Origin of the sequence: Yinghuangia soli, from assembly GCF_021502675.1 — a bacterium.
Lineage (GTDB): Bacteria > Actinomycetota > Actinomycetes > Streptomycetales > Streptomycetaceae > Yinghuangia > Yinghuangia soli.
This window is the reverse complement of sequence record NZ_JAKFHA010000036.1, coordinates 62651-84857: the sequence shown is the minus strand read 5'-3', so window position 1 is coordinate 84857 and position 22207 is coordinate 62651. Positions and strand designations below refer to the sequence as shown.

The window sequence follows — 22207 nt, the reverse complement described above, 5'->3', positions numbered from 1 at the left end:
CGGGCGCCGGCGACTGCGCGGGTACCGCACCGGCGATCGCGGCCGGTGCGGCGGGCGGCGGCACGGCAGCGGGTGCCGGGGCCGGCGCGGGTGCGGGAGCGGGCACGGGGGTACGCAGTTCGCGTGCCGTGCCGAGGCCGCCCTCGGGCTCCAGGTGCGTCAGCAGGTCGTTGGGCAGGAAGAGCACCGCCCGCACACCGCCGTACGGCGAGCGGGTGTCGACCGAGACGCTGAAGCCGTACCGCTCGGCCAGCACGCCGACCACCGCGAACCCGAACTGCGGCGGGTCGCCCAGCCGGTTGATGTCCACCGTCTCGCGGCCGCCGAGGAGGCGCCCGGCATGGGCGACCTCCTGGTCGTTCATGCCGACCCCGGCGTCGTCGACCACGATGCACGCGCCGTTGTGCGCGGGCTGGATGTTGACCTCGACGGTCGTGTTCGGCTGCGAGTGCCGGGCGGCGTTGTCGAGCAGTTCGGCGACGGCCAGCACCACCGGCTCCACGGCCCGGCTGACGACCGCCACTTCCACCTGGGCGTGCACCTGAACGCGCCGGTAGTCGCGGATGCGGGACTTCGCGCCGCGCGTGACGTCGGTCAGCGACGAGGCGGACCGCTGGCGGCCGGGCCACGACCCGCACAGCACCGCGATCGCCTGCGCGCGGCGCCCGAACTGCGAGTTGGCGTGGTCGATCTCCAGCAGGTCGCGCAGGACGTCCGGGTGGTCGTGCCGCTCCTGCATGTCCGAGATCGACAGCTGCTGCTCGTTCGCGAGGCCCTGGAGGGCGCGCATCGCGCCCTTCAGGGCGGCCTTGGCGGACTGGTCGGCACGGGCCTGCGCGCGCGTCACGGTGCCCGCGAACATCTCCTCGACCAGATGCACGCTCAGCCCGAACGACGTGCCCTCCAGGAGCGGGTCGTCGCGCACCGGGACCGGCGCCTGGGCGTGCTCGAAGAGCGGCAGCCGCGACTCGACCATGTCGCGCAGCACGGAGTCCCGTACCGCGACCGCGGCTTCCAACTCCGCGATCCGGCGGCGGCGTACCGAGCCGGCCACCAGCACGCGGGTGAGCCCGGCGGCGAGCACCGCCGTGACCGCGACCAGGCACCAGAACAACACGGGCGGGACGCTATCTGTCATCGGATCCTCGGGAGCAGCCAGGCGATGGCGGGTCGTGCGGGCGGCGCATCTCGGGCGCCGAGTACGGGTCGTGCGACGAGCGGGCCCATCCTAATCAGATCAATGACGGTCAGTCATTGACCGAAAACCGTACGTGATATGGCCATTTGACGGATAGTTCGGGCGGGGTGCGCTCCTGGGCTCCGCCGCACTCCGCGCGAACCGCGGTACCTGGACCGCCACTTCCCGAGGGTGCGCGGGCGGCTCGGCAGTGCCGCTTCCCGGTCGGGTGAAGGACGTCACATCCGCGGTCCGCCGCCGCGCGGCCGGTCCCGCCGGAATGCCGGCGCGGAAGCCGGTCCCGGTATTTCCGCTATTCATTGGCAGGCTATTTCCCGACGCCGCTCCGGAGATATTCCGGGCAGGCTGGAAATGCGGCCGCGGAAAACAATGGGCGCGGACCTGCCGCGCCGATTCGCAGGTCTGCCGAGGCGTGGCTCGCGCCACTCCCCGGGGTATCCGGAAGAGTCGATTCCGGCAGTTCTGGACAGCCGTATCAAACCCTGTTCCTCAGCCGATGTCAACGGTTGCTGACCAAGATTCTTTAGGCTCCCGCGCGGCGTGTCCGGAACCTTTCCGTATTGCCCGCGCAAGGCCTCCCCGGGCGCCGGGAATTCGACACGTGTCACCACGCCGGCGGACCGCCGGCCGGACGCGGCGAAGCCCGCCCCCGGCGCCGCGGAAGCGGAGCCGGGGACGGGCCTCGGAAGCTGTGCCGGGTGTCGCCGCCTGCGGTACCTTGGCCGCTTCGGCCGCAGTCTCACGCCCCGTGGCCGGGGCGTTGCCATGCGGAACCGGGCCGGGAGCGCCCGCTGCTCCTCCTCGTACCAGCAATGCGAGGAGTGGCTGTCGCGGGTGCTCTTGGCCGGCCCGGACCGGAGTGCCGGGTGGCCGCCGGGGCGCACTCAGCGCAGCAGGGTCACTGCTTGGTGCAGGTGATGGTCGCCGTGCCGCCGCCGGTGGCCGGAACCGTGATGGTCAGCGTCCCGGGCAGCGGGTTCGGCACCGACTGGTTCGACGAGGTCACGACCTCGACATCGTCGCCCTGCGGGATGAACACCGTGTTCGACGCCGAGATCGACGGGCTCGACGAGGTGACCGTGAGGGCACCGATCGGCAGGTCGACGGGCGACGGCAGGCCGCTGCCGGTGATGACGAGCTTGCCGGTGCCGTTGTTGGTGAAGTCGACACTGACGTTGTCGTAGTCCGGGGTCGGCGCGCCGCTGCCGTTGATCTCGCAGTCGTACGTGCCGGTCGCGGCCATCGCCGGGGTGGCGGTCAGTACCGATCCGACGGTGATGCCGGCCGCGCAAATCGCGGCGGCGACCAGGCGCCTGGTCTTGGGCATGGGTCCGTGTTCCTTCCGATCTGGGCGCGGCTCGTACATCGCCGCCGAGGCTCGCGCCGGGGGAGCGCTTTCGGGGCTTGCAGTCGAGGCGACAGTCGTCGTGATCACTGACGCGTATCCATTTTTCGTGACGCGGTCGATTGCCGCCTCGCCAACAGTAGTCTCGCGTCTCGCCGCGCTTGTCAATACGCCGACAACAAGATTCCCGAAAACCCCCGCCAATAGTCCGGTTGTGGGTGCGGATGGTGACACGTGTCGAGTTATTTAGGACCCCGCGACTATTGATATTGACGCTCTTGGTGTGCACATTTCCGGGGAACCATCGGACCTCCGTGTGCCTGTTCGACCGGCCGGCGCGCCAATACACCGGTGATGCCGTTCGGGAGCACCAGGCCGCGGCCGAGACCCCACTGCGTCCCCGGGTGCTGGGGTCGATCTGAAAAGGAGTGCATTCTGGTGTTGCGAAGATTGGCCTTGCGGCGGAGCACCTCCGCAGTGGCCGCGGGCGCCCTGGCGCTGGCGGGTGTCGTCGCGGTCCTGGCGCCGTCGGCGAGCGCCGGCACGGTGACGCCCACCGTGCACTGCGTCCTGCCCGCCGGGCAGGGCGAGGCGACCGGCCCGCAGAGCATCACGGTCGAACTGGACCCGGCGTCGGTGCAGCCCGGCGGCGCGGTCAAGGGCAAGGTCACGCTGGGCGAGTCCCCGGCGAAGAGCACCGTGTCCATGCCGAACATCCCGACCACGCCGACCATCGAGCTGGCGATGAAGGGCGCGGCGACCGGCAGTGTGGTCATCACCGGCCCGGAGATCCCGATCAGCGTCGAGGCGGGCAAGCCGGTGCCGATCCCGCCGTACGAGGGGACGTTCAACATCCCCGCGGCCGCGACCGAGGGCACCATCGAGTTCACCGTCGTCAAGATGGTCACGTACACCAAGGTCTTCGGGAACGTCTTCGAGACGCCGTGCACCATGGTGTCCGGCGCCGAAGGCACCGTGGCGACCGTGGCCGTCACCGGCTCGGCCGGCGAGCAGCCGACCGTCAAGGCCGCGGACGGCCAGCACCTGCTGGGCTCCGAGGTCGCCGTGACGGGTGCCAAGTGGACCCCGAACGCGCCGGTCACCGCGTCGCTGTGCAACGCGGACGGATCGGCGTGCTCCGCGGGCCGGTTCACCGCGAGCACCCTGACGATCGACGCGCAGGGCAACCTGGGCGGCAACGTCAAGCTCGCCGCCACCGGCATCCCGGACGGCGTCAACATCATCAAGGTGAGCGACGGCGTCAAGGAGGCCTCCGGTCCGCTGGAGACCAAGCTGTACGTCGCCGGCGCGCGCAACGCGTCCGCCGATCCGAACAGCGGACCGGTCGGCCTGACGGTGACCGTCAGCGGCACCGAATGGTCGCCCAACCGCGCGATCAACATCTCCGGCGTGAACGCCGAGGGCGCCCCCTTCGGCGTGGTGAACACCACCACGACGCCGGACGGCAAGTTCAGCGTGCAGTGGACCGTCGACTCCGACCAGATCACCCAGATCCGGGTCCGCGAGGGCACGTCGTCGGTCAACCGCAAGTTCCTGCCGTTCACGGTGACCACCGGCCCGCTGCCCGAGAAGCAGGACGTCTCGGTCACGCTGGCCCCCGGCAAGCTGAGCATGTCGCAGGCGGCGTCGGGCATCGACTTCGGCTCGGCGACGCTGAACGGCACCGCGCAGCAGCTCAACGCGCCGCTCAACCAGGTCACCGTGGTCGACGCCCGCGGCGGCAACCTCGGCTGGTCGCTCACCGGCACCATGACCGACCTGGTCGCGGGCAACGGCACCGACAAGATCCCGGCCGGCAACATCGCGTGGGCCCCGTCCTGCGCGGCCGCCCCGGGCAGCCTGTCGCAGGTGTCCAGCGGCTCGGCCGGACCGCTCGGGTCCGCTCCGGCCACGTTGTGCAGCCAGGCTGCCGACAGCAGCAAGGCGACCGGCGGCAAGTTCACCGCCGACGCACAACTCACCCTCACCACCCCTGAGTTCGCCGCGGCGGGCTCGTACACCGGGACGCTCACCCTGTCCCTCGCCTGATGCACCGACCGGGCCCCCGGCTCACCGCTCGACGACTCCGCACGGATCGCCGCCGCGGCAAGCCGGGGGCCCGCGCACTTCCCCCATCCCCGTGTACGTCGTGATCGGAGGAAAGGCTCATGGCTCTGCGAAGAATGCCCGTGCGACGCCTCAGTGGCGCAGTCGCCGGAACCGCCCTTTTGATGGGCGGCCTGGTCGCCTTGACCGCCCCGGCCGCCCAGGCCGGCACCGTGACCCCCACCGTGCACTGCGTCCTGCCCGCCGGGCAGGGCGAGGCCACCGGGCCGCAGAGCATGAGCGTGACGCTCACCCCGGCCGATGCGGCCCCGGGCACCCAGGTGCACGCGGTCGTGACGCTCGGCACCGGCCCGGCAAACAGCACCGTCAGCCTGAACGACGTGCCGACCACGCCGTCGATCGACCTGGCCATGAGCGGCGGCGCCACCGGCACGGTCACGATCACCGGCCCGCAGACGCTGATCGACACCGTCTCCGGCCAGCCGGTTCAGATACCCACGTACGAAGGGAACTTCATCGTTCCCAACAACGCGCAGGGCCTGGTCTCGTTCACCCCGACCCGGACCGTCACCTACACCACGGTGTTCGGCTCCAACTACACGACGCCCTGCAACGTCGTGTCGGGCAGCGGATCCATCGGCACCGTCAACGTGCAGGGCCCCGGCTCCGAGCAGCCCACCCTGAGCTCGCCGACCGGCACCGCGCGCCCGGGCTACGAACTCGCTTTCTCCGGCTCCGGATTCCCGGCCAGCGGTGCGGCGACCCCCGAACTGTGCGCGACCGGCGGCGGCGCCTGCGTGTTCGGCGCCTTCACCACGAACGGCCTGGCCATCTCGGCGCAGGGCGTGCTGACCGGCAACGCCAAGCTGGCCACGTCCGGCATCCCGGACGGCGCCTACGAAGTCCGGGTGACCTCGGGCACCAAGGTCGCCGCGTCCCCGCTCACGATCCAGGCGTTCGTGCAGAGCGGTCCGCGCGTCGCGGCCACGAACCCGACGTCCGGCCCGATCGGCACGGTCGTGACGATCTCCGGCTCGAACTGGACGGCCAACCGCGCGATGAACGTCGACGCGGCGCTTGCCGACGGTACGGTCGCGGGCTTCCCGGTGAGCTTCACCAGCTCGCCGGACGGCAACTTCAGCATGCAGTACACGATTCCGGACCTCGCCGGCATCACCCAGCTGCGCGTGCGCGAGGGCACCTCCAGCGTGAACCGCATGTTCCTGCCGTTCACGGTGACGGTCGTGCAGCCGTCCGTGCTGGCGAACCCGCAGGTCTCGCACCGCAACGGCACGGTCTCGCTGTCCGGCGCGAACTGGCCGGCCGGCAGCACCCCGACCGCGGCACTGTGCGACACCGCGGGCAACAACTGCAACGCCGCATCGCTCACCAACTCGACGCTGGCCGTGGCCGCGAACGGCACGCTCAGCGGCTCGGTGAAGGTCGGCGGCACGGTCGCGTTCGGCAACTACACCGTGAAGGTGACGTCCGGCGGCCTGTCCGCGACGACCGCGCTGAAGGTGCAGAAGAACTGGATCTCGCTGTCGCCGTCCACGGGCCCGATCGGCACGAAGACGTGGATCACCGGCAAGGACAACGCCAACTACGCGTGGATCAAGCTGTACGGCGTGAACGCGGCCGGCCAGAAGACCGGTGACTACAACTACGCGGCCGCCGACGGCGCGGGCAACTGGATCACCTGGATGTACCTGAACGACCCGACGACCGTGGCGATCGTGGCGGAGGAGACCTTCAACTCCAGCGTCAAGGCCTCGGCACCGTTCACGTACACCCCCTGACCCGGGTACCGGCCGGGGCGGGAACGCCCCGGTCGGTAGTGCGTGGCGCATGACAGCGCCCGGCCCCGCCGAAATCGGGCGGCGGCCGGGCGCTCCTTTCGCTAGCTTCGACGCATGTGCGGTTGCGAGTTCGATCACTACCGGCTGCACTTCGCGTGCGTACGGTGCCGGGTGAGCGTGAAGCGGCATCCGCCGGAGGCCGGGCATGCGCATCGGTGCACCCGGTGCGCCGGGCCACTGCTCTGCGCGGGGCGCGATTTCGCGGTACCGCGGCGCAACGACGTGAAGACGTGGTCGGTGGTCGCGGCGGTCCTCGCCGCAGGGCTGCGCTACGACGGGAACGTGGTCGGCTGCTACGCGGAGCAACGCCGACCCAGGGCCAGACCCCGCACCCGCCGCGAGCTGGCGGCGTACGAGGTGGAGGCCCTGGAGGCGGGCGTGCCGTTCAACGAGCACTTGGACCGGGTGTACTGACCGGTAGTGGCAACATCCTTCGGGGTGAACGGTGTTCGCGTAGCGCGAACCCGCTTCGGGAAGCGGACAATGGGGACAGTGCCGGGAATCAAGGCATGCGCCGGCACGTTGGCGCGTCGAGATCCCGACCCTCGACTCCAAGGGACGCGAGCATGATCGTCGAGTACATCCGCTACACCATCCCCGAATCCGACGCCGCCGAGTTCGAGGCGGCGTACGGGCGCGCCGCCCAGGCCCTGGCCGCCGCGCCGCAGTGCGTCGACTACGAGCTCGCCCGCTGCGCGGAGGAGCCGCAGTCGTACATCCTGCGGATCCGCTGGACGTCGACCCCCGACCACCTGGAGGGCTTCCGCAAGGGCGAGCACTTCCCGCCCTTCTTCGCGGAGATCAAGCCCTACTTCTCCGCGATCCAGGAGATGCACCACTACGAGACCACCGCGGTCGCCGGCAAGGGCGGCCGCAACCCCACGCTCTACGAGTGGGCTGGCGGCGCCGAGGCGTTCGAGCGGCTCTTCACGCGCTTCTACGAGCGGGTGGGGGAGGACGAGGTGCTGGCCCCGGTCTTCGCCGGGATGGACCCGCACCACGCGCAGCACGTCGCGGCCTGGCTGGGCGAGGTCTTCGGCGGTCCCGCGGTCTACAGCACCGAGCTGGGCGGGCACCAGCACATGGCGTCCAAGCACCTCGGCAAGGGCGTTACCGAGCCGCAGCGCCGCCGCTGGGTGGCACTGCTCGCGGACACCGCGGACGAGGTCGGGCTGCCGTCGGATCCGGAGTTCCGCGCGGTCTTCGCGTACTACGTCGAGTGGGGCACCCGAATGGCGATCATCTACTCCGGGCCCAACCCGCCGCCGCTGCCGACCACGCCGATGCCGAAGTGGGACTGGGGGCAGACCCCGCCGTGGCTGGGCTGAACCCTGCAGCGGCCGGACCGAACCCCGACGCGGATGGGCCGACCCGGCCCTGACCGGGCGGACCCGTGCCGCGGCCAGCCACGGCCGCATGGAGGGCAGCGGCCGGGAAGTACCTATGCATGACTGATTACGCGGTGCGACCCGCTGCGTAGCGTCTCTTCCTGTCAGGACAGCAGCTCGAAGCGCCGGCCTCGGGGGCCACAAGCCCCCGGCCGCCCGGCCTCCGTCCCCCGCCCCCGGTCCCTCAGGAGAGATCGCCATGACCGCCTACGCCTTCGCCCACCTCCGCTCGGTCGACGTCAACGCCGAGATCGTCGAGTACCTCAAGAAGATCGACGCGACCCTGCCCGAGTTCGGCGGCCGCTTCCTTGTGCACAACCGGGTCCCCGAGGTCGTCGACGGCACCTTCGAGGGCGTCCTGGTGATCATCGAGTTCCCGTCCACCGACGCGGTCAAGGCCTGGTACCACTCGCCGGGTTACCAGGAGATCGTCGACCTGCGCATCAACAACACCGATGGCGGCGCGGCGTTCGTCGAAGGCGTCGGCCCGGACTACAAGGCCGCCGCGCTGGCCGCCGACATCGAGGCTGCAGCGGCTGCTGCCGCCGCCTCTGCTGCCGCTGCCGAGTAGGTGCGTGCGGCGTCCCGCCCCCGCCCTCGCGCACGTCCGGCGTGAGGGAAGCCCCGCAAAGCTGCGCTACTCGTACCCGCGGCCCGCGATTCGCTGGACAATCGGCATGCGGCCGCAGCGGGGTGCGGGACCGCAGCGAGCGGAGGCCAGGGTGAGGACGCCGGTAAGTGATCCGCAGAAGGTCGGTCCGTACCAGATCATCGGACGCCTCGGCTCGGGCGGCATGGGCTGGGTCTATCTGGGGCGTTCGCCGACCGGCCGCAAAGTGGCGGTCAAGGTGGTGCGCCCGGAGTTCTGCGAGGAACCGGAGTTCCGGGACCGCTTCGCCCGCGAGGTGAGCGCCGCGCGGTCGGTGGACGGGCTGTTCACCGCGGCCGTGGTGGACGCCGACACCGACGGCGACCCGCCGTGGCTGGCCACCGTGTACGTCCCCGGGCCGTCGCTGTCCGAAGAGGTCGCCCGCAACGGCCCGCTGCCCGAGGCGCAGGTCAGGCTGCTGGGCGCGGGGCTGGCCGAGGCGCTGCGCGCGATCCACGGAGCGGGCGTCGTGCACCGCGACCTCAAACCGTCCAACGTGCTTCTGGCCCCGGACGGGCCGCGCGTCATCGACTTCGGCATATCGCGGATCGTCGGCGAGTCCGGGCTCACCCGCAGCGGAGTGGTGCTCGGCACCCCGGCGTTCATGTCGCCGGAGCAGATCACCGGCATGATGGTCGGCCCGTCCAGCGACATCTTCTCGCTCGGCGGCATCCTGTTCTTCGCGGCCACCGGGAAGTGGCCTTTCGGGGGAGGCGACGGCCACCTGTACCGCCTCGTGCACGGGGAAGCGGCTCTGGAGACGGCACCCGCGGCGCTGCGCGGGCTGATCGGCCGCTGCCTGGCCAAGGCGCCCGCCGACCGGCCCGACCTGGACACTTTGCTGGGCGACCTGCTGGCCGACGCGCAACCGGTGCTCGGACCGCTGGTCACCGCCGAGCAGGCGCTGAACCTGGGCGGCTGGCCGTTCCCCGCGGTGGCCGAGACCATCCAGGCGCACGGCGAGGCCCCGCCGGAGGGGCACGGCGGGACGGCAGGGGCGAGCGCGTCCTGCCTCACCCTGCATGCGCAGGCGCTGCTGGACGCGGGGCTGACGGATGCGCTGGTCATGGAGGCGGTGCGGCGTGCCGGGCGTTGACGGGCCGAGCGGGTTCGGGGCCGGTGGCTCCGGGGGCGCCGGCGGTTCGGTGCCGCAGCCTCTGCTGCTGCGCACCAGTTGGCGTCCGATGCTGGACCGCTGGGCGAACCGCAAGAGCTATATGGCCACGGTCGAGACGTCGTCCATCACGCTCGAGTTCGACATCCCGAAGACCGACCGGATGCTCATCACCCGGTTCACCACGACCAAAAGCCTGCTGGTCGTGTTCATGACGAACGGCCGTACGCTCAAACCCGATCAGCTGGCGGTGGCGGCGGCCGCGGCCAACGCGTGGAACACCGAGCAGCTGGTGCCCATGCTGTCGGTGTGGGACGTCCGCGGGCCGCATCCGTGCATCGCCGGAGTGTGCGTGCTGCCGCTCAGCTGCCGGCTGACCCAGCCGGATTTCGACGTCCTGGCGGACGAGTGGGTGGAGCACGGGCGGGCGATGTTCGCGCGGTGCCGGGAGCTGTTCCGAATCTGACCCGAATCCCACCTGAATTGCCATCCAGTGCTCGCTCCTGATCACGAAGTGCCAAGCGGTAGCGAGTAGTTGCTTTCCCTTCAGGGAAGGTCAACAGCGTCGCTAGAATGCCGGGCATCCTCTTGGGGCGGGGGCACGGATGACCTTGACGCGCGTGCGGGCAGTCGGGGCCGCGGTCGCGAGTGCGGTGGTGCTCGCGGGGGCCGCGGGCCTGCCCGGTCCGGGCGGCCCGGCCGGCTTCGCGGGGACCGCGGGCGCTGCGCCGGCTCCCAAGCGGCCGCTGCACGTGCCGCAGTTGCCGTACGTCCCGCAGGCACAGCAGGTACCGCATATGCCGCAGGTGCCGGGGCTGCCGCTGCCGGAAGGCTGCCCCACCAGTTTCGCCAAGCTGGACCGGCCGCTGCTCGTCTGCTTCACCGCGGCGGCCCGCAGCGTCGGGCCCGGTACCGGGCCGGTCGTCTTCACCGTCCCGCGCGCCATGCAGTTGGAGGACGCCGCCGGGCTCGACCTGGCCGCGGCGCGCGATGCGTTCGGCGGCGGCCGGTTCGTCGTCACGTTGACCAATGCCGACCCCGGCCCGGGCGGGGCGCTGCTGCTCGCCCTCGTCCCGGACCCGGCCGCGCGCATCGTCGCCCGCGAGGCGTCGGTGCCCGCCATGGCCGCGGCGACCGCCGATCTGCTGCGCGCGCTGCCGGGCGGCTGCCTGGGACTGTGCGATCTGCTGACCGCGGGGCGGACCTCCGGGGCGAAGATCCTGGAGGACAAGCACGCCGAGCCGAACGGGCCGCTGGTCGCCCTCCCGGTGCCCAGCCCGGCGGCCACGGGCGGCGCCCGCACCAGCGCTCCGCCGCAGACCAGCCCGCCGCCTCCGTCCGAGCCGGCGGGGCAGCCCCAGACTCCGGCCTCCACTCCGGCCGCCGACGGCCAGGCCACCCAGGGCCAGGACACCGGGGCTGCGCGGACCAAGGAGACCACTCCTACCTGGTTCCTCGCGCTGTTCGCGTTGGTGCTGGCTGCGCTGCTGCTGGTCGGATTCCTGTACCGGCGCACCCTCGTGCACGGCGGCGGTCCCTATCCGGGCGGCGGCTCTCCGCGCGGGGGTGGGGGCGGGAGCCGGGGGAGCGGTCCCGGGGCGGCTGCGGGGGCGCACGGAGTGAGCACAGCGGAGACGTACGCCGGAAGTGCCGCGGGGCGCCCGGGTGTTCCGCCGCCGGTCGCCGAAGCGCCTGCGGTGCCACCCGTACCGCCGTCCGCGCCGCGCACGGCATACCGCGCCCGCAAGGTGCCCGGTGGCACCCGGCGCACCGCGACCATACGCACGCGCCTGCACCCCCAGGGCTACGTCGAACTCGACCACTGCCTGGTGCGCGCCACCTGGGCCGAGGCCGAGGAGCCGCCGGGTGTGGGGGAGAGCGTGGATACCGTCACCGACGACCGGGGAGCGGTCTGGGCGGTGCGCCCGTCCTCGTCCGGCGCCGGGAGCCGGCGCGATCAGCGGGACCAGAGAGAGCAGCGAGACCAGCGAGACCAGCGAGACCAAGGGGGGCCTCATGGCCGGTAGTTGGTGGGACCGGGACCGTAGCCAGGACCACACCGCGCCCAATCCGAACGTCCGACACGACGCCTATGCCGACATCGACTTCGAGAACAACGCGCAGCGCCTGCCGCTCGTGCTGTGCCTCGACACGTCGAGTTCGATGGCCGGGCTGCCCATCTCGACGCTCAACGACGCCATGCGCATGTGGGCGCAGGAACTCCACGACGACGTCAGCCTGAGCGCCAGCGTCGAGGTCGCCGTCATCACCTTCGGCGGCATCGGCGTGCGCGCCTGGCGCGGACCGCAGATGCTCGCTCCCGGCCAGCCTGGCACCCCCTTCGTGCCCGCACACGCTTTCCACGCACCGCAGTTCGAGGCGGCCGGCGTCACGCTGCTGACCGAAGCCCTCGACATGGCCATGCAGATCGTCGCCGAGCGCAAACAGGAGCTGCGCGCGGCCGGCCTGCAGTACTACCGGCCGCAGATCTGCCTCATGACGGACGGCCTGCCCACCGACACCGAAGGCCAACTCAGCGACTCCTGGCACCGGTTGGGGCCCGTGCTCGCCGCCGAGCAGGAGAAGCGGCACTTCCGGCTGTACGCGATCGGCGTGGGCGGCATCTCGCAGCAGGGCCTCGACGTCCTGCGCGCGCTCGCCCCGGCGTTCCACGCGCACCTGCACGGATTCCCGTTCAAGCAGCTGCTCGCGATGATGTCGGCAAGCGCCAACGCGGAGCAGAAGGGCGCCGGGGACGAGGTGTTCGAAAAGATCTTCCACCAGTTCCGGACCCAGCGCTCCGCCTGGGAATCCTGATGGCCGCCGCGGCGAGACGCGGGACTTGGCGCACGCACGGCATAAGCGTCGAGGGCTACCGGCACCGGCGCGAGGGGCTGCCGTGCCAGGACGCCTGGCACGAGGCGTCCGCCGGCCCGGCGAACGCGCGCGTCACCGTCCTTGCGGTCGCCGACGGCGCGGGCAGCCGGCCGTACTCCGACCAGGGCTCGAAACTCGCCGTCCGGCTGGCCACCGCGTACTACACCGACCGCGTCGCCGCCGCGCCGCCGCTCGGCGACCGGCGCGGCAACCTGGCCGAGAGCGCCCGGGCCGTGCACCGGCTGCTCGCCGACACCTTCCACGAGGTGCGCGACGAATTCCTGGACCGCACGCGCGGCGACGGCTCGGGGCGTCCGGACGACTACGCCACCACTCTCACCGTCGTCGTTCTCGCTCCCGACTGGCTCGGCACCGTCGGCGTCGGCGACGGATTCGTCATCCTGCGGGCCGGATCCGAGGACGGCAAACCGCAGTTCCACCTCCTCCCGCAGCCCGCCCCGGCCAGCGAGTACAGCAACGAGACCGTCTTCCTCACCTCGCCCGAAGCCCCCGACTGGATCCACACCGCGTGCGTGCGCGACGCGGACGTCGACGGCGTTTTCCTGTCCACCGACGGCCTCGCCCAGGCCGCGCTCAGCAGCGCCGGCAACCCGCGCCAGGAGCCCAACGCCTCTTTCGCCACCGCGGTGTTCCGCTCGCTCGACAATCCGGGCCCCGACCCCGAAGAGGACAACGCGGCCTTGGCCAACCTGCTGCGCTCCGACCGCCTGACCGCCCTCAACGCCGACGACAAGACCCTCCTGCGGGCAGTGCGCCGATGACCGAACGCAGAGTGCGCGTCGGCACCGAGGAGCTCCGCGTCGACGAACTCGCCGCCAAGGGCGGCGGCCAAGCGTCCGTGTACACCCTCACCGACCGCCCCGGTACCGTCGTCAAGCTCTACCGCGAACCGCAAGGCCCCGACCAGGAACGCCGCCTCGAACGCATGCTGGGCCTCACCCCGCTCGGCGGCCGCCCCACCAACAGCTCCCAGCCGCCCGAACTCGCCTGGCCCACCGGTGTCGTGCGCGGCCTCGACGGGGCGTTCCTCGGCTACGCCATGCAGCGTTTCGGCGAACCCGACCACATCCCCCTCATCGGCCTCTTCACGCGCGCCCAGCGGCTGCGCTGGTTCCCGCCGCGCACCGACTGGAAGTTCCTGCTCGGCGTCTGCTGGAACCTCGCCTTCATGACCGCCCGCATGCACCACGAGGGACTGGTCATCGGGGACTTCTCCAGCAACAACATCGTGGTGGACGGCAACGGCTTCGTGACGCTGCTCGACTGCGACTCGATCGCCTTCACCGACCCGGGCAGCGGCGAGCACTTCCCGGCCCTCATGCAGACCGCCGACTACTCCGCCCCGGAACGCCAGGCGGGCGGGCCCGCCACCGAGCACACCGACAACTTCGCGCTGGCCGTCCTCATCTACCAGCTCCTCACCGTCGGCAACCACCCCTTCGGGGGCGTCCCGCACGGCAGCAGCTCGGACAGCACCATCAAGGACAACATCGCCGCCAGCTGCTCGTACGTCGTCCAGCCCGACAAGGTCGTCACCCCGCGCGGCATGATCGAACCCGCGATCCTGCCGCCCGCACTGCTGACGCTGGCCCGCCAGGCCTTCGGCCCCGGCGTCCGCAGCCCCGCCGAACGCCCCTCCGCCGAGGACTGGCTCCGCGCCCTCGACCTCGAACGCGGCCGCACCCACACCTGCCCCGAACGCCCGCGCCACAGCTACGGATTCCACCTCCAGGCCTGCCCCTGGTGCACCCGCGCCGCGCAGTCAGGCCAGGACCCCTTCAACCCGCCGCCCGCCCCCGCACCGATGCCTCCGCCGGTCCCCGCAGACCCGGCCGCGGAACCCGAGGACAAGTCCCTGATCACCCCGGGGATCCTCATCTTCTGGGCCATCCTCGCCGCGATGGTCATCGCCGTCATCGTCGCCGCGGCCAACGGCTGACACGGCGGTGCTCCGGTAGTTCCCGGTCTCGCCGGGAACTACCGGAGCAGGCTATTCCGCTTCACGCAGGCCAAGAGGCCTGGAAAACCGCTTCCAAGCCCCCTACTTCGACATCACGAAGTCCAGCGCGAACCCGGGCGCGGTCGTCCAGTACGTCACCCGCTGGAAGTCGTTGGCGTACATCTCGGAGACGGGCATCGGGACGTCGATGGGCGAGCCCGCCTTGCTGCCGGCCTTGGTGCCGCTCAGTGTGAGCTTGATCGCCGTCACCTTGTACTCGTCCATCGGCCCGTTGAGGACCATGGCCGCGAAAGCCTCCTTGCCGGGGGCCAGCGTGACGGGCTCGCCCGGCGTGGCGTTGCTTTCCTCGATGACCGGCGCCGCGCTCCGCGCGTTGACGAGCACCACGTGCGGGTAGTTGTAGAGCTTGCATGGCGTGCTGCCGGTGTTCTTGGCCGTGATGAGCAGGTGCCGCATCTCGGTGGCGTCCGCGGGCTCCTTGGCCGCCGTGACCGCGAGCTTGTCCGCCGTACAGGCGGCCACAGCGCCGCTGTTCGTGGACGCGCTCGTCCCCGGCTCGGCCGCCCCTTCGCTGCTCTTGCCGGATGGCGCCGTCGTCTTGGGCGTCTCCGGCGGGACGACCGTCTGCCCCGGAGTGCCCGTCGGCGGCGCCGGCGTCACCGGCGCCTCGATCCCCTCCGTCGGCGGCACCGCGACATCCCCCTCACCGCCGTCGCCGCCGCCCGCCAAAGCCACCGTGGTCGCCACCACGGTGATGACCACGGCGGATGCCGCCCCCGCCGCAAAGCCGACCCTCCGCCGGTGAATCCCCCGCCGACGCGCGTCAATACGTCCGATGTCCGGGGGCATCACAACCATGTCCCCCGTCTGCGCAGCCAGTTGCGCACGAATCCAGTCTTCCCCCGCACTACCGCCCTGCGTCCCGTGGTCAGGCCTCTCCATACCGCTCTCCCTTTCCGTCCTTCAGGCCGGCAGTCATCACCAAGACGTCGTCCCCTGCGCAGGCGACACATCAGCCAGCGCCGGGTCGGCCCGGAGCTTCTCCAACCCCCGCGCGGCCTGGCTTTTCACCGTCCCCACCGAGCAGCCCATGGCGAGCGCGACCTCCGCCTCCGGCAGGTCCTCCCAGTACCGCAGCACCACCGCCGCCCGCTGCCGCGGCGGGAGGTTCAGCAGGGCTTTGCGCAGCGCGTCCCGCTGGTCGATCCGCAGCGTCGGGTCCGGCACGGCCACGTCCGGCGTCTTGTCGCCGAACAGCAGGGAGGGGCGTTTGCGCCGGAACCGGTTGTTGTTGCAGTTCACCAGGATCCGCCGCACGTACGCGTCCGGCCGCTCCGTGGCCTGGATCCGGCGCCACGACGCCCCGGCCTTCGCCAGAGCGGTCTGCGCCACGTCCTCCGCCTCGGCGTGGTCCCCGGTCATCAGGTACGCCGTCCGCACCAGACGGGGCCACTGCGCCTGCACGAACTCGTGAAACGCGGCTGCGTCATCAGGTCTCAACCCGCACCTCCCTACTCGCCCAAACCCACAACGCCCGCGAATGCGTTGCACGCCCCCACCGAATTTCTCAACCCCCACCCGAACAGCCCAACGCGCCTCCGGGAATCCGCCGCCTCCCGGTTGCCCTTTTCGGAGGCAAGGCCATGATTTCGGTGCGGTACTCGACTACGGTCGTCCTTGACCGAAAAGTTGGTGGTCCGACCACATGTCCCGTGGAGGCCGCGCCGTATGGAGTTCGAGGATCGGGTCCCGTTCGTCGCTCGGCTGGAGTCGGAGGACAGGCAGGCGCTCTTCGCTTGCGGGACGCGGCTGGTGTTCCCCGTACGCCAGGTCCTCCTGCGCGAACACGAGCCCTCGGGGCATGTCCTGATCCTGGTCTCCGGTTGGACGAAGGTCACCTCTGCGGCAGTGAACGGATACGAGGCGCTGCTGGCGTTGCGCGGGCCGGGGGACATTCTGGGGGAGGCCGCGGCGGTCGGCGGAGGGCTTCGATCGGCGACTGTGACGGCCTTGGGGCGTGTCGAGGCACTGGCCGTCGAAGCCGTACGGTTCTCCGCCCTGCTCGACGAACGTCCTGCCATCACCCGCAAGTTGCTCGCCTTGGCGGTGGACCGCACCCGCGACAGCGACCGGCGGCGTGTCGAATACGCGGCCCTGAGTGTCCAGGAACGCCTGGCCCTTGTCCTCCTCGGGCTGATGCTCCGGCACGGTCAGGACGCCCCTGACGGGGTGCGGATCGTGCCCGGGCTGACCCAGGCCGAGCTGGCCGGTTCCGTCGGTGCGTCTCGTGAGGCGGTCGCACGGTTGCTCAAGGACTTCCGGGAACGGGGGATCGTGCGTACCGAGCGTCGCGGGCTCGTGGTCATACGCCCCGACGTCCTGCGGAGGATGGCGCGCCAAGACGTTCGGTAGGCCCGGGCACGCGCGCATGCCCACTCGCTGTTTCTGTGCAGGCGGTCACATTCCGCGTGTGCCTGATCCCCTCGTACCGCGATGGGTCCCCCTGACACCTTCATGACATGTGCCGCGTCCGCCCGTTCCGGCCAAGCCGGGGCTCAAGGCCTAGTGGGAGGCAACCATGCCCGAACCCGTGAACCGGACCATCCTGCTCTTCGACGTCGAGGAGTTCAGCCGGCGTGACGACGTTGTGCAGGCAGTCCTGCGGCGGAGTCTGAACACCGTCGTCGACCGGACGTTGGTCGCTGCCGAAGTCGAGGCAGCGCACCAGTACCGCGAAGACCGGGGCGACGGCGTGATCGTGCTGCTCGGTGGCGACGTCGCCAAGACGGCCGTGTTGCGAGCGCTCCTGACGGTCACGCCGGAACTGCTCCATGAGCACAATCGCCTGGCCGCGGACAGCGCCCAAATGCGGCTGCGGATGGTGATGACCGGCGGCGAGGTGGCGCACGACCCCCAAAAGGGCTCGGTCGGCGGGCTCGTCGGACACGATCTGAACCAGGGGTTCAGGCTCCTCGATTCCGACGTGCTGCGCGATGCCCTGAGTGCGCGAACCGGGGAGCACTGCGTATTGATGGTCGGCCCCGCCGTCTATGACGGAGTGGTCCGCCACGGGCACCGCGGGGTCCGGCCGGAATCTTTCGAGAGTGTCACATTCGCGTCCAAGAACGGGACGTTGGGCGGATGGCTGCACCGGGGCCGGCACAGCGGCGGCACGGGGGGCAGCAGGCCCACTCCCACGGAACCGGTCGCCGGTACGGAGAGGCCCACCGGGGCGGTCTTCCACTTCCACGGCGCCCCGACTGTGTACGGGGCCATGGTCGGTGGCGATCAGCACGGGGTGAGTGGCGGCCAGGTCGACGGCGACGTGGTTCTGGGTGGGCTCGTCCGCAGCCGCATCACGACGGACGCCGACGCCGAACGCCGCGGACGTTCGTCATGAGCGGCGAGCAGGAGGCGCCCCGCGCCGATCGCGCCGCAGGCCCCGCGGGTCAGGAGGGTGCCGCAGACGAACAGGGCTTGGCGGCCGCCGGTACTGCCGAGGCGGCTGATGCTCAGGAGCAGGCAGAGCAGGACGGCGACGATGTCGGTGCCGAGCACGCGTGGGACTCCCGGCGCGACCTGTACCGGCACAGTCCGGACATCATGTTCCGCCGTTCTGCGCAGCTGCGCGGTTCGCTTGTCGCCGGAGACCAGCACGGGGTGAGCGGCGGCCACGTCGCCGGCGACGTGGTGCTCGGCGGCGTCAAGAACGAGAACAGGTACGAATACCACTTCGGCAGCGCCACAGAGAAGACGTCCGGAGAGATCCCTGCCATCGAAGTTGCCGAGCTTGCGGAGTACTTCGTCTATCCGTCCGGGCCGAGCGACGAGACCGCCGACCACTCGTCCGCCGGGCACGACGCCCCCGACACACCGTGGCACCCGGAGAGCCCCTTCGGTGTGGCGGTCGCCCAGCTCGCTGCGCGGCGCATCGTCATCGTCTCCGGCTCGCCGACCACCGGACGCCGCAGTGCCGCACTCATGCTGCTGCGGGCCGTCGGGACGACGACGTACCGCATGCTCGATCCCACAGTGTCCCCGGGACGCCTATCCGACGAGCTCCACGACGGGTGCGGTCATCTGATTGCCGATCTCACCAACAATGCCGACCGTCCGTTGCGTGAACACCACATCCGTGCCCTGAGCGAGAAGCTCAGGGACAAGAAGAGCCATCTTGTCATCGTGGTCGGTCCTCATCCCGTTGTCGAAGGCTCCGACTACGTGCGCTGGGAACCTCCCGAGCCCGTCGAGCTCCTGCGCGGCCACCTGAAGCACAAGGACGTGGCCGACCGGTCGCTCGACGAGTTGATCGCCCTGGCCGAAGTCCAGGCAGTGATCGGGCACCGGCGTCCCATGGCTGACCTGGCCATGTTCGCCGGCTACGTCGCCGCGCACGCCTGCGGCACGATCTCCGCCGAGCGCCTTGCCGAGTTCGGCCACGACGCCGCCGAACGCCAGGTACGCGAATGGTTCGACAGCGCCGACCGGACGCTCCACGACAAGGCCTTCTTGATCGCGCTGGCCGCGTTCGATGAGTCCCCGTACCGCTGACCGCCGAATTGAGCGATGTGCTCTTCGTGCTCCTGCAGCGCCTTGAGGATGCGGGCAGACCGCCGCGCATCCCCGTTTTCGGCACGTCGAGTGCCCAGCGTGTCGAACTGGCCCAGGCGGACTTGTACCCGGGGAACGAGGACAGCGAATGGGGGAAGGTGCCGCAGACCAAAATCCAGTTCCGGAACCGGCTCACTGCGCTCACTCTGCTCCGCGAGGTCTGGACCGGACACCCCTCGGCGCGTCCTGCGCTCATCGACTGGCTGCGGCGGCTGGCGGTCGACGCCCGTGCGCTGGTCCGCAACCGGGCGGCTTCCACCGCAGCCGCCCTTGCCGAGGCCGACCTGCTTTCGACACTGGCGCTTCTGATTCAGCCCTGGGCCGCCGACAAGCGCTTCCGAGCACGGCTGGCGGCGGCGAACTCCCTGGCTTTGGCAAGCCACTTGGGAGTGCCGCACGTACCGCAGATTCTCCGCACCTGGTGCAGCTCGGATGATCACCGCCTGCGTTGGACGGCCGTTCGCGCGTACGGGCTCGTCGGCGACACCTTTCCGGCGCAGGCGATCGAGGCGCTTGTGGAGGCGGTGCGCGCAGTAGACACGCGTACCGCCCCGGGGTCCTCATGGCCGGAGGAGGTCGAGGAGATCGCGCAATCGGCCGCGACCCTGCTGCTGGCCGCCGGCCAGAGCGGCGTGGTCGCCCGAGCCGAGACGCAGCACGACACCACCGGACCGGACAGCCGGGACACTGCGGACAGCGCCCCTGAGCTTTGGACGGAGCTTGTGCCGCTCCTGCGTGATCGGACGACACAGCAGTTCGTGCTTTGGACCGTGGTCCACGCGTGCGGCCCGACGGACGGCGGACCGGGCTTCGGGCGGCCGCTCCTGCTGGACCTCCTCGCTCGATGGGAGGACGTACCCGGTACCCCAGGGGCACTCCTGAGCCAGTCGCTCGCAGCTTTGCTGCGCGCGGTCCTCAACGATCCCGGAACATCCGAATCCGGGCTCACCGACATGCGCGACTGGGTGCGGGCCGCCGCCTTCGACACCGAAGCGGAAGACACCCTGGCGCTGCTCCTGCCCAGACTCGTCGTCGCAGGCGAGGACGCCGAGCGCCTCGCCTATCTCCTCGACAAATTGCGCTTCGGCGAGACCGAAGAGCCTGTCCAGGCTGCCGCCCGGCGGTTGCGCTCGGTCCTGACGCAAGTGGACGGGACGGGGGCGTCGCCCCCGGTGTACTCGGAACGGGAGACAACACGATGATGAACGGCCAACCGCAATGGCAGCAGGACGTGAACCGGGACTCGAGGATCGTCGACCCGGTGGTCACCATCGAAGAACTGTCACGCCTCAAATCACCGCGCACCACGCGGATCGACTACGCCTTGGTCTTCACCACGGCACAAGGACGACTGGACACCTATCTGCCGCCTACACGGCCGACCCGGCGTGAGCGTGCCTCCCGCCGGTGGACGAGCGTCTACACGGTGGACATCGGGCTGCACGAGGCGCATGCGGAGCTCGTCATGCCCGGCAGCAACGATGCCTTCGCCTTCGAGGTCACCATGACCTGCAACTGGCGCGTCGCCGACCCGGCGGCGTTCGTCGCCAGCGGCGAGCGCGACGTGCCCGCGATGGTGGAGCGCACCGTCGACGAAATCGTGCGTCCGGTCCTGCGCTCGTACGCGATGGACGACAGCCACCTCGCCGAGAAGGCGGCCCAGGATGCATTAGCGGCTGCCGGACCCCTGGGAGCGGAGGCGGGACTGCACGTCCGTTGCACGATCCAGGTCATGCGGGACGCGGCGGCACTCGAACACGCTCGGGAACTGCGCGGGATCGAGTTCGCCCGGCAGGCGCTCGAACCGCGCCACGCACTCGTGATGCGCGAGGACGAAATGACGGCCGAACGGGCCCTGGCCCAGGCCAAGCAGCAGCACCTGGTCGCATCGGAAGCCCAGCAGCTCGCCCATCTGCGCGAGACGGAACGGCGCCGGCACGATTTGGTGATCCAAGACTTCGAAGCCAAGAAGATCGAGTACTACTCGTACCACCTCGAGCGCGGGGGACCGCACGCGCTGGGCTTCCATCTCGCCCTCCACCCCGAGGACACCCGACTGGTCATGGAGCACCTGCGCCATGACCAACTTGTCCTCATGCAAAGTCAGTTGGAGGTTGCCTTGCAGGCCCTGGGCGGTGGTTCGGGAGGCTTGGAGGAACACCAGATGGACGAACCGCGGAGGCTTGCGGCAAAGGTCGTCAAGGAAGTCCTGAACGCCAGGCTCGCGGCGCCTGCGCCGGCCGCGACGCCTGCTGCGGTCCCTGCTGCGGTGCCCGCTGCGGTGCCTGCCCAGAAGACCGACCCCGACTGGCCGCCGCGCTTCGACATCCCTGCAGGGCCGGACGCCCGCGTACGGCTGTCGGACGATGAGACGCCGGCGCACGAGACGGGCCAGGCCTCCGCTCCTGTCTCGGACGACGCGTCGACACCGGCGCCACGCGCCGTCATCGGCTACCGGCGCCCGAGCCCACCGCCTGCGCCATGACCGCGGCCGGACACGGAGCTCCCGATCCCGGTGCCTTCGATCTGCGCACCGCCGAAAGGCTGTTGGCCGACCTCAGGGCGGAGACAGCGAGGGCGGACACAAAGGGCTCGATCCTGGTCGGTGTCCAAGGCATGGCCGCGGCCGGGCTGGTCGCAACGCTCACCACACGGGGCTGGCGACCCGGCGTGATGAGCACAGTCGCACAGACGATGTGGTGGACGGGCACCGTGTGCTTCCTCGTCTCCCTCGGTGCCCTCGTGGCGGCCGTCGCCCCCCGGTACCGCGGACGCGCGTGGCAACCGGGCATGCCCATCACCCATTTCGCCGACGTCCGGAGTGCCGCCGACCACGGGGCGGCGGCACTCGAACGTGCTTTGCACGACACGGATAGCTCCGCCCGCGACGCGCTCCTCACCGCGCTTCGAGAAAACAGCCGGATCGTGGTGGACAAGTACCAATGGCTGCGGGTCGGCATGGCGTGCTTCATGGGTGCGCTGATCCTGCTGCCGGGCGCACTGCTCACCGCATGAGCCGCGTGTGCCCGCGGACCACCTGAGGAGACCTTCGACCATGCCCGTCGACCAGCCCGGACACGAGCGTGGCCGGCTGTTCCAGGACGCGACGTCCGAGGTG

21 protein-coding genes are annotated in these 22207 nt (G+C 70.7%); 17 read left to right on the top strand and 4 right to left on the bottom strand.

Annotation, left to right across the window (positions count from 1 at the left end):
- Both LZ495_RS36330 and LZ495_RS36325 read right to left on the bottom strand, forming a co-directional pair.
- Positions 1-1138, bottom strand: a 1138-nt coding sequence (locus LZ495_RS36330) for an ATP-binding protein (protein WP_235057422.1), incomplete at its 3' end; no start/stop codon positions are given.
- A gap of 958 nt (positions 1139-2096) precedes the next feature.
- A complete protein-coding gene (locus LZ495_RS36325; RefSeq protein ID WP_235057421.1) occupies positions 2097-2525 on the bottom strand; it encodes a hypothetical protein in 429 nt (142 codons plus the stop codon).
- 456 nt (positions 2526-2981) lie between these two features.
- Between LZ495_RS36325 and LZ495_RS36320 the strand changes: the two genes are divergently transcribed.
- The 11 genes from LZ495_RS36320 to LZ495_RS36270 all read left to right on the top strand — a co-directional run bounded on the left by LZ495_RS36320 (position 2982) and on the right by LZ495_RS36270 (position 14457).
- Complete coding sequence (locus tag LZ495_RS36320) at positions 2982-4592, top strand: WxL domain-containing protein (protein ID WP_235057420.1); 1611 nt, start codon at positions 2982-2984, stop codon at positions 4590-4592.
- Between the two features lie 119 nt (positions 4593-4711).
- Positions 4712-6409, top strand: a complete 1698-nt coding sequence (locus tag LZ495_RS36315; protein WP_235057419.1) for a hypothetical protein — start codon at positions 4712-4714, stop codon at positions 6407-6409.
- 282 nt (positions 6410-6691) lie between these two features.
- Entirely contained in the window at positions 6692-6883 is a 192-nt protein-coding gene (locus LZ495_RS36310) for a hypothetical protein (protein ID WP_235057418.1), read from the top strand.
- A 152-nt stretch (positions 6884-7035) separates the two neighbouring features.
- A complete protein-coding gene (locus tag LZ495_RS36305) occupies positions 7036-7797 on the top strand; it encodes a group II truncated hemoglobin (RefSeq protein ID WP_235057417.1) in 762 nt (253 codons plus the stop codon).
- Between the two features lie 259 nt (positions 7798-8056).
- Positions 8057-8428, top strand: a complete 372-nt coding sequence (locus LZ495_RS36300) for a DUF1330 domain-containing protein (protein WP_235057416.1) — start codon at positions 8057-8059, stop codon at positions 8426-8428.
- 151 nt (positions 8429-8579) lie between these two features.
- Positions 8580-9602: a serine/threonine-protein kinase gene (locus LZ495_RS36295; RefSeq protein WP_235057415.1), complete on the top strand. Its 1023-nt coding sequence runs from the start codon at positions 8580-8582 to the stop codon at positions 9600-9602.
- Between the two features lie 49 nt (positions 9603-9651).
- Positions 9652-10086 (top strand): hypothetical protein, encoded by a 435-nt coding sequence (locus tag LZ495_RS36290; protein WP_235057414.1) that lies wholly within the window; start codon positions 9652-9654, stop codon positions 10084-10086.
- Between the two features lie 154 nt (positions 10087-10240).
- The gene (locus LZ495_RS36285) at positions 10241-11647 is read left to right on the top strand and encodes a hypothetical protein (RefSeq protein WP_235057413.1); all 1407 of its coding nucleotides are present in this window, start codon (positions 10241-10243) and stop codon (positions 11645-11647) included.
- Positions 11637-12437 carry a vWA domain-containing protein gene (locus LZ495_RS36280; RefSeq protein WP_235057412.1) on the top strand — a complete coding sequence of 267 codons (801 nt, stop codon included), beginning with the start codon at positions 11637-11639 and terminating at the stop codon, positions 12435-12437. Before LZ495_RS36285 ends, LZ495_RS36280 begins: the two co-directional genes overlap by 11 nt.
- Entirely contained in the window at positions 12437-13279 is an 843-nt protein-coding gene (locus LZ495_RS36275; protein WP_235057411.1) for a PP2C family serine/threonine-protein phosphatase, read from the top strand. Before LZ495_RS36280 ends, LZ495_RS36275 begins: the two co-directional genes overlap by 1 nt.
- Positions 13276-14457, top strand: a complete 1182-nt coding sequence (locus tag LZ495_RS36270) for a hypothetical protein (protein WP_235057410.1) — start codon at positions 13276-13278, stop codon at positions 14455-14457. The genes LZ495_RS36275 and LZ495_RS36270 overlap by 4 nt, the downstream gene beginning before the upstream one ends.
- 102 nt (positions 14458-14559) lie before the next feature.
- Here LZ495_RS36270 and LZ495_RS36265 read toward each other — a convergent pair whose 3' ends face one another.
- The gene (locus LZ495_RS36265) at positions 14560-15240 is read right to left on the bottom strand and encodes a DUF4232 domain-containing protein (protein WP_235057409.1); all 681 of its coding nucleotides are present in this window, start codon (positions 15238-15240) and stop codon (positions 14560-14562) included.
- 216 nt (positions 15241-15456) lie between these two features.
- The gene (locus LZ495_RS36260) at positions 15457-15978 is read right to left on the bottom strand and encodes a SigE family RNA polymerase sigma factor (protein ID WP_235057408.1); all 522 of its coding nucleotides are present in this window, start codon (positions 15976-15978) and stop codon (positions 15457-15459) included.
- A 228-nt stretch (positions 15979-16206) separates the two neighbouring features.
- Between LZ495_RS36260 and LZ495_RS36255 the strand changes: the two genes are divergently transcribed.
- The 6 genes from LZ495_RS36255 to LZ495_RS36230 all read left to right on the top strand — a co-directional run bounded on the left by LZ495_RS36255 (position 16207) and on the right by LZ495_RS36230 (position 22104).
- Positions 16207-16890 carry a Crp/Fnr family transcriptional regulator gene (locus LZ495_RS36255; RefSeq protein WP_235057407.1) on the top strand — a complete coding sequence of 228 codons (684 nt, stop codon included), beginning with the start codon at positions 16207-16209 and terminating at the stop codon, positions 16888-16890.
- Between the two features lie 166 nt (positions 16891-17056).
- Entirely contained in the window at positions 17057-17878 is an 822-nt protein-coding gene (locus LZ495_RS36250) for a hypothetical protein (protein ID WP_235057406.1), read from the top strand.
- Positions 17875-19029, top strand: coding sequence for a hypothetical protein (locus LZ495_RS36245; RefSeq protein ID WP_235057405.1), 1155 nt, complete (start codon positions 17875-17877; stop codon positions 19027-19029). The genes LZ495_RS36250 and LZ495_RS36245 overlap by 4 nt, the downstream gene beginning before the upstream one ends.
- Before the next feature lie 8 nt (positions 19030-19037).
- Positions 19038-20291, top strand: coding sequence for a hypothetical protein (locus tag LZ495_RS36240; RefSeq protein ID WP_235057404.1), 1254 nt, complete (start codon positions 19038-19040; stop codon positions 20289-20291).
- The gene (locus tag LZ495_RS36235; RefSeq protein ID WP_235057403.1) at positions 20288-21574 is read left to right on the top strand and encodes an SPFH domain-containing protein; all 1287 of its coding nucleotides are present in this window, start codon (positions 20288-20290) and stop codon (positions 21572-21574) included. Before LZ495_RS36240 ends, LZ495_RS36235 begins: the two co-directional genes overlap by 4 nt.
- Positions 21571-22104, top strand: a complete 534-nt coding sequence (locus LZ495_RS36230; protein WP_235057402.1) for a Pycsar system effector family protein — start codon at positions 21571-21573, stop codon at positions 22102-22104. The genes LZ495_RS36235 and LZ495_RS36230 overlap by 4 nt, the downstream gene beginning before the upstream one ends.
- The last annotated feature ends 103 nt before the right edge of the window (positions 22105-22207 follow it).

Coding starts and splice junctions, on each gene's coding strand:
- LZ495_RS36325 (WP_235057421.1), bottom strand. CDS start 2,525: ATGCCCAAGACCAGGCGCCTGGTCGCCGCCGCGATTTGCGCGGCCGGC.
- LZ495_RS36315 (WP_235057419.1), top strand. CDS start 4,712: ATGGCTCTGCGAAGAATGCCCGTGCGACGCCTCAGTGGCGCAGTCGCC.
- LZ495_RS36305 (WP_235057417.1), top strand. CDS start 7,036: ATGATCGTCGAGTACATCCGCTACACCATCCCCGAATCCGACGCCGCC.
- LZ495_RS36300 (WP_235057416.1), top strand. CDS start 8,057: ATGACCGCCTACGCCTTCGCCCACCTCCGCTCGGTCGACGTCAACGCC.
- LZ495_RS36280 (WP_235057412.1), top strand. CDS start 11,637: ATGGCCGGTAGTTGGTGGGACCGGGACCGTAGCCAGGACCACACCGCG.
- LZ495_RS36275 (WP_235057411.1), top strand. CDS start 12,437: ATGGCCGCCGCGGCGAGACGCGGGACTTGGCGCACGCACGGCATAAGC.
- LZ495_RS36270 (WP_235057410.1), top strand. CDS start 13,276: ATGACCGAACGCAGAGTGCGCGTCGGCACCGAGGAGCTCCGCGTCGAC.
- LZ495_RS36255 (WP_235057407.1), top strand. CDS start 16,207: ATGGAGTTCGAGGATCGGGTCCCGTTCGTCGCTCGGCTGGAGTCGGAG.
- LZ495_RS36250 (WP_235057406.1), top strand. CDS start 17,057: ATGCCCGAACCCGTGAACCGGACCATCCTGCTCTTCGACGTCGAGGAG.
- LZ495_RS36245 (WP_235057405.1), top strand. CDS start 17,875: ATGAGCGGCGAGCAGGAGGCGCCCCGCGCCGATCGCGCCGCAGGCCCC.
- LZ495_RS36235 (WP_235057403.1), top strand. CDS start 20,288: ATGATGAACGGCCAACCGCAATGGCAGCAGGACGTGAACCGGGACTCG.
- LZ495_RS36230 (WP_235057402.1), top strand. CDS start 21,571: ATGACCGCGGCCGGACACGGAGCTCCCGATCCCGGTGCCTTCGATCTG.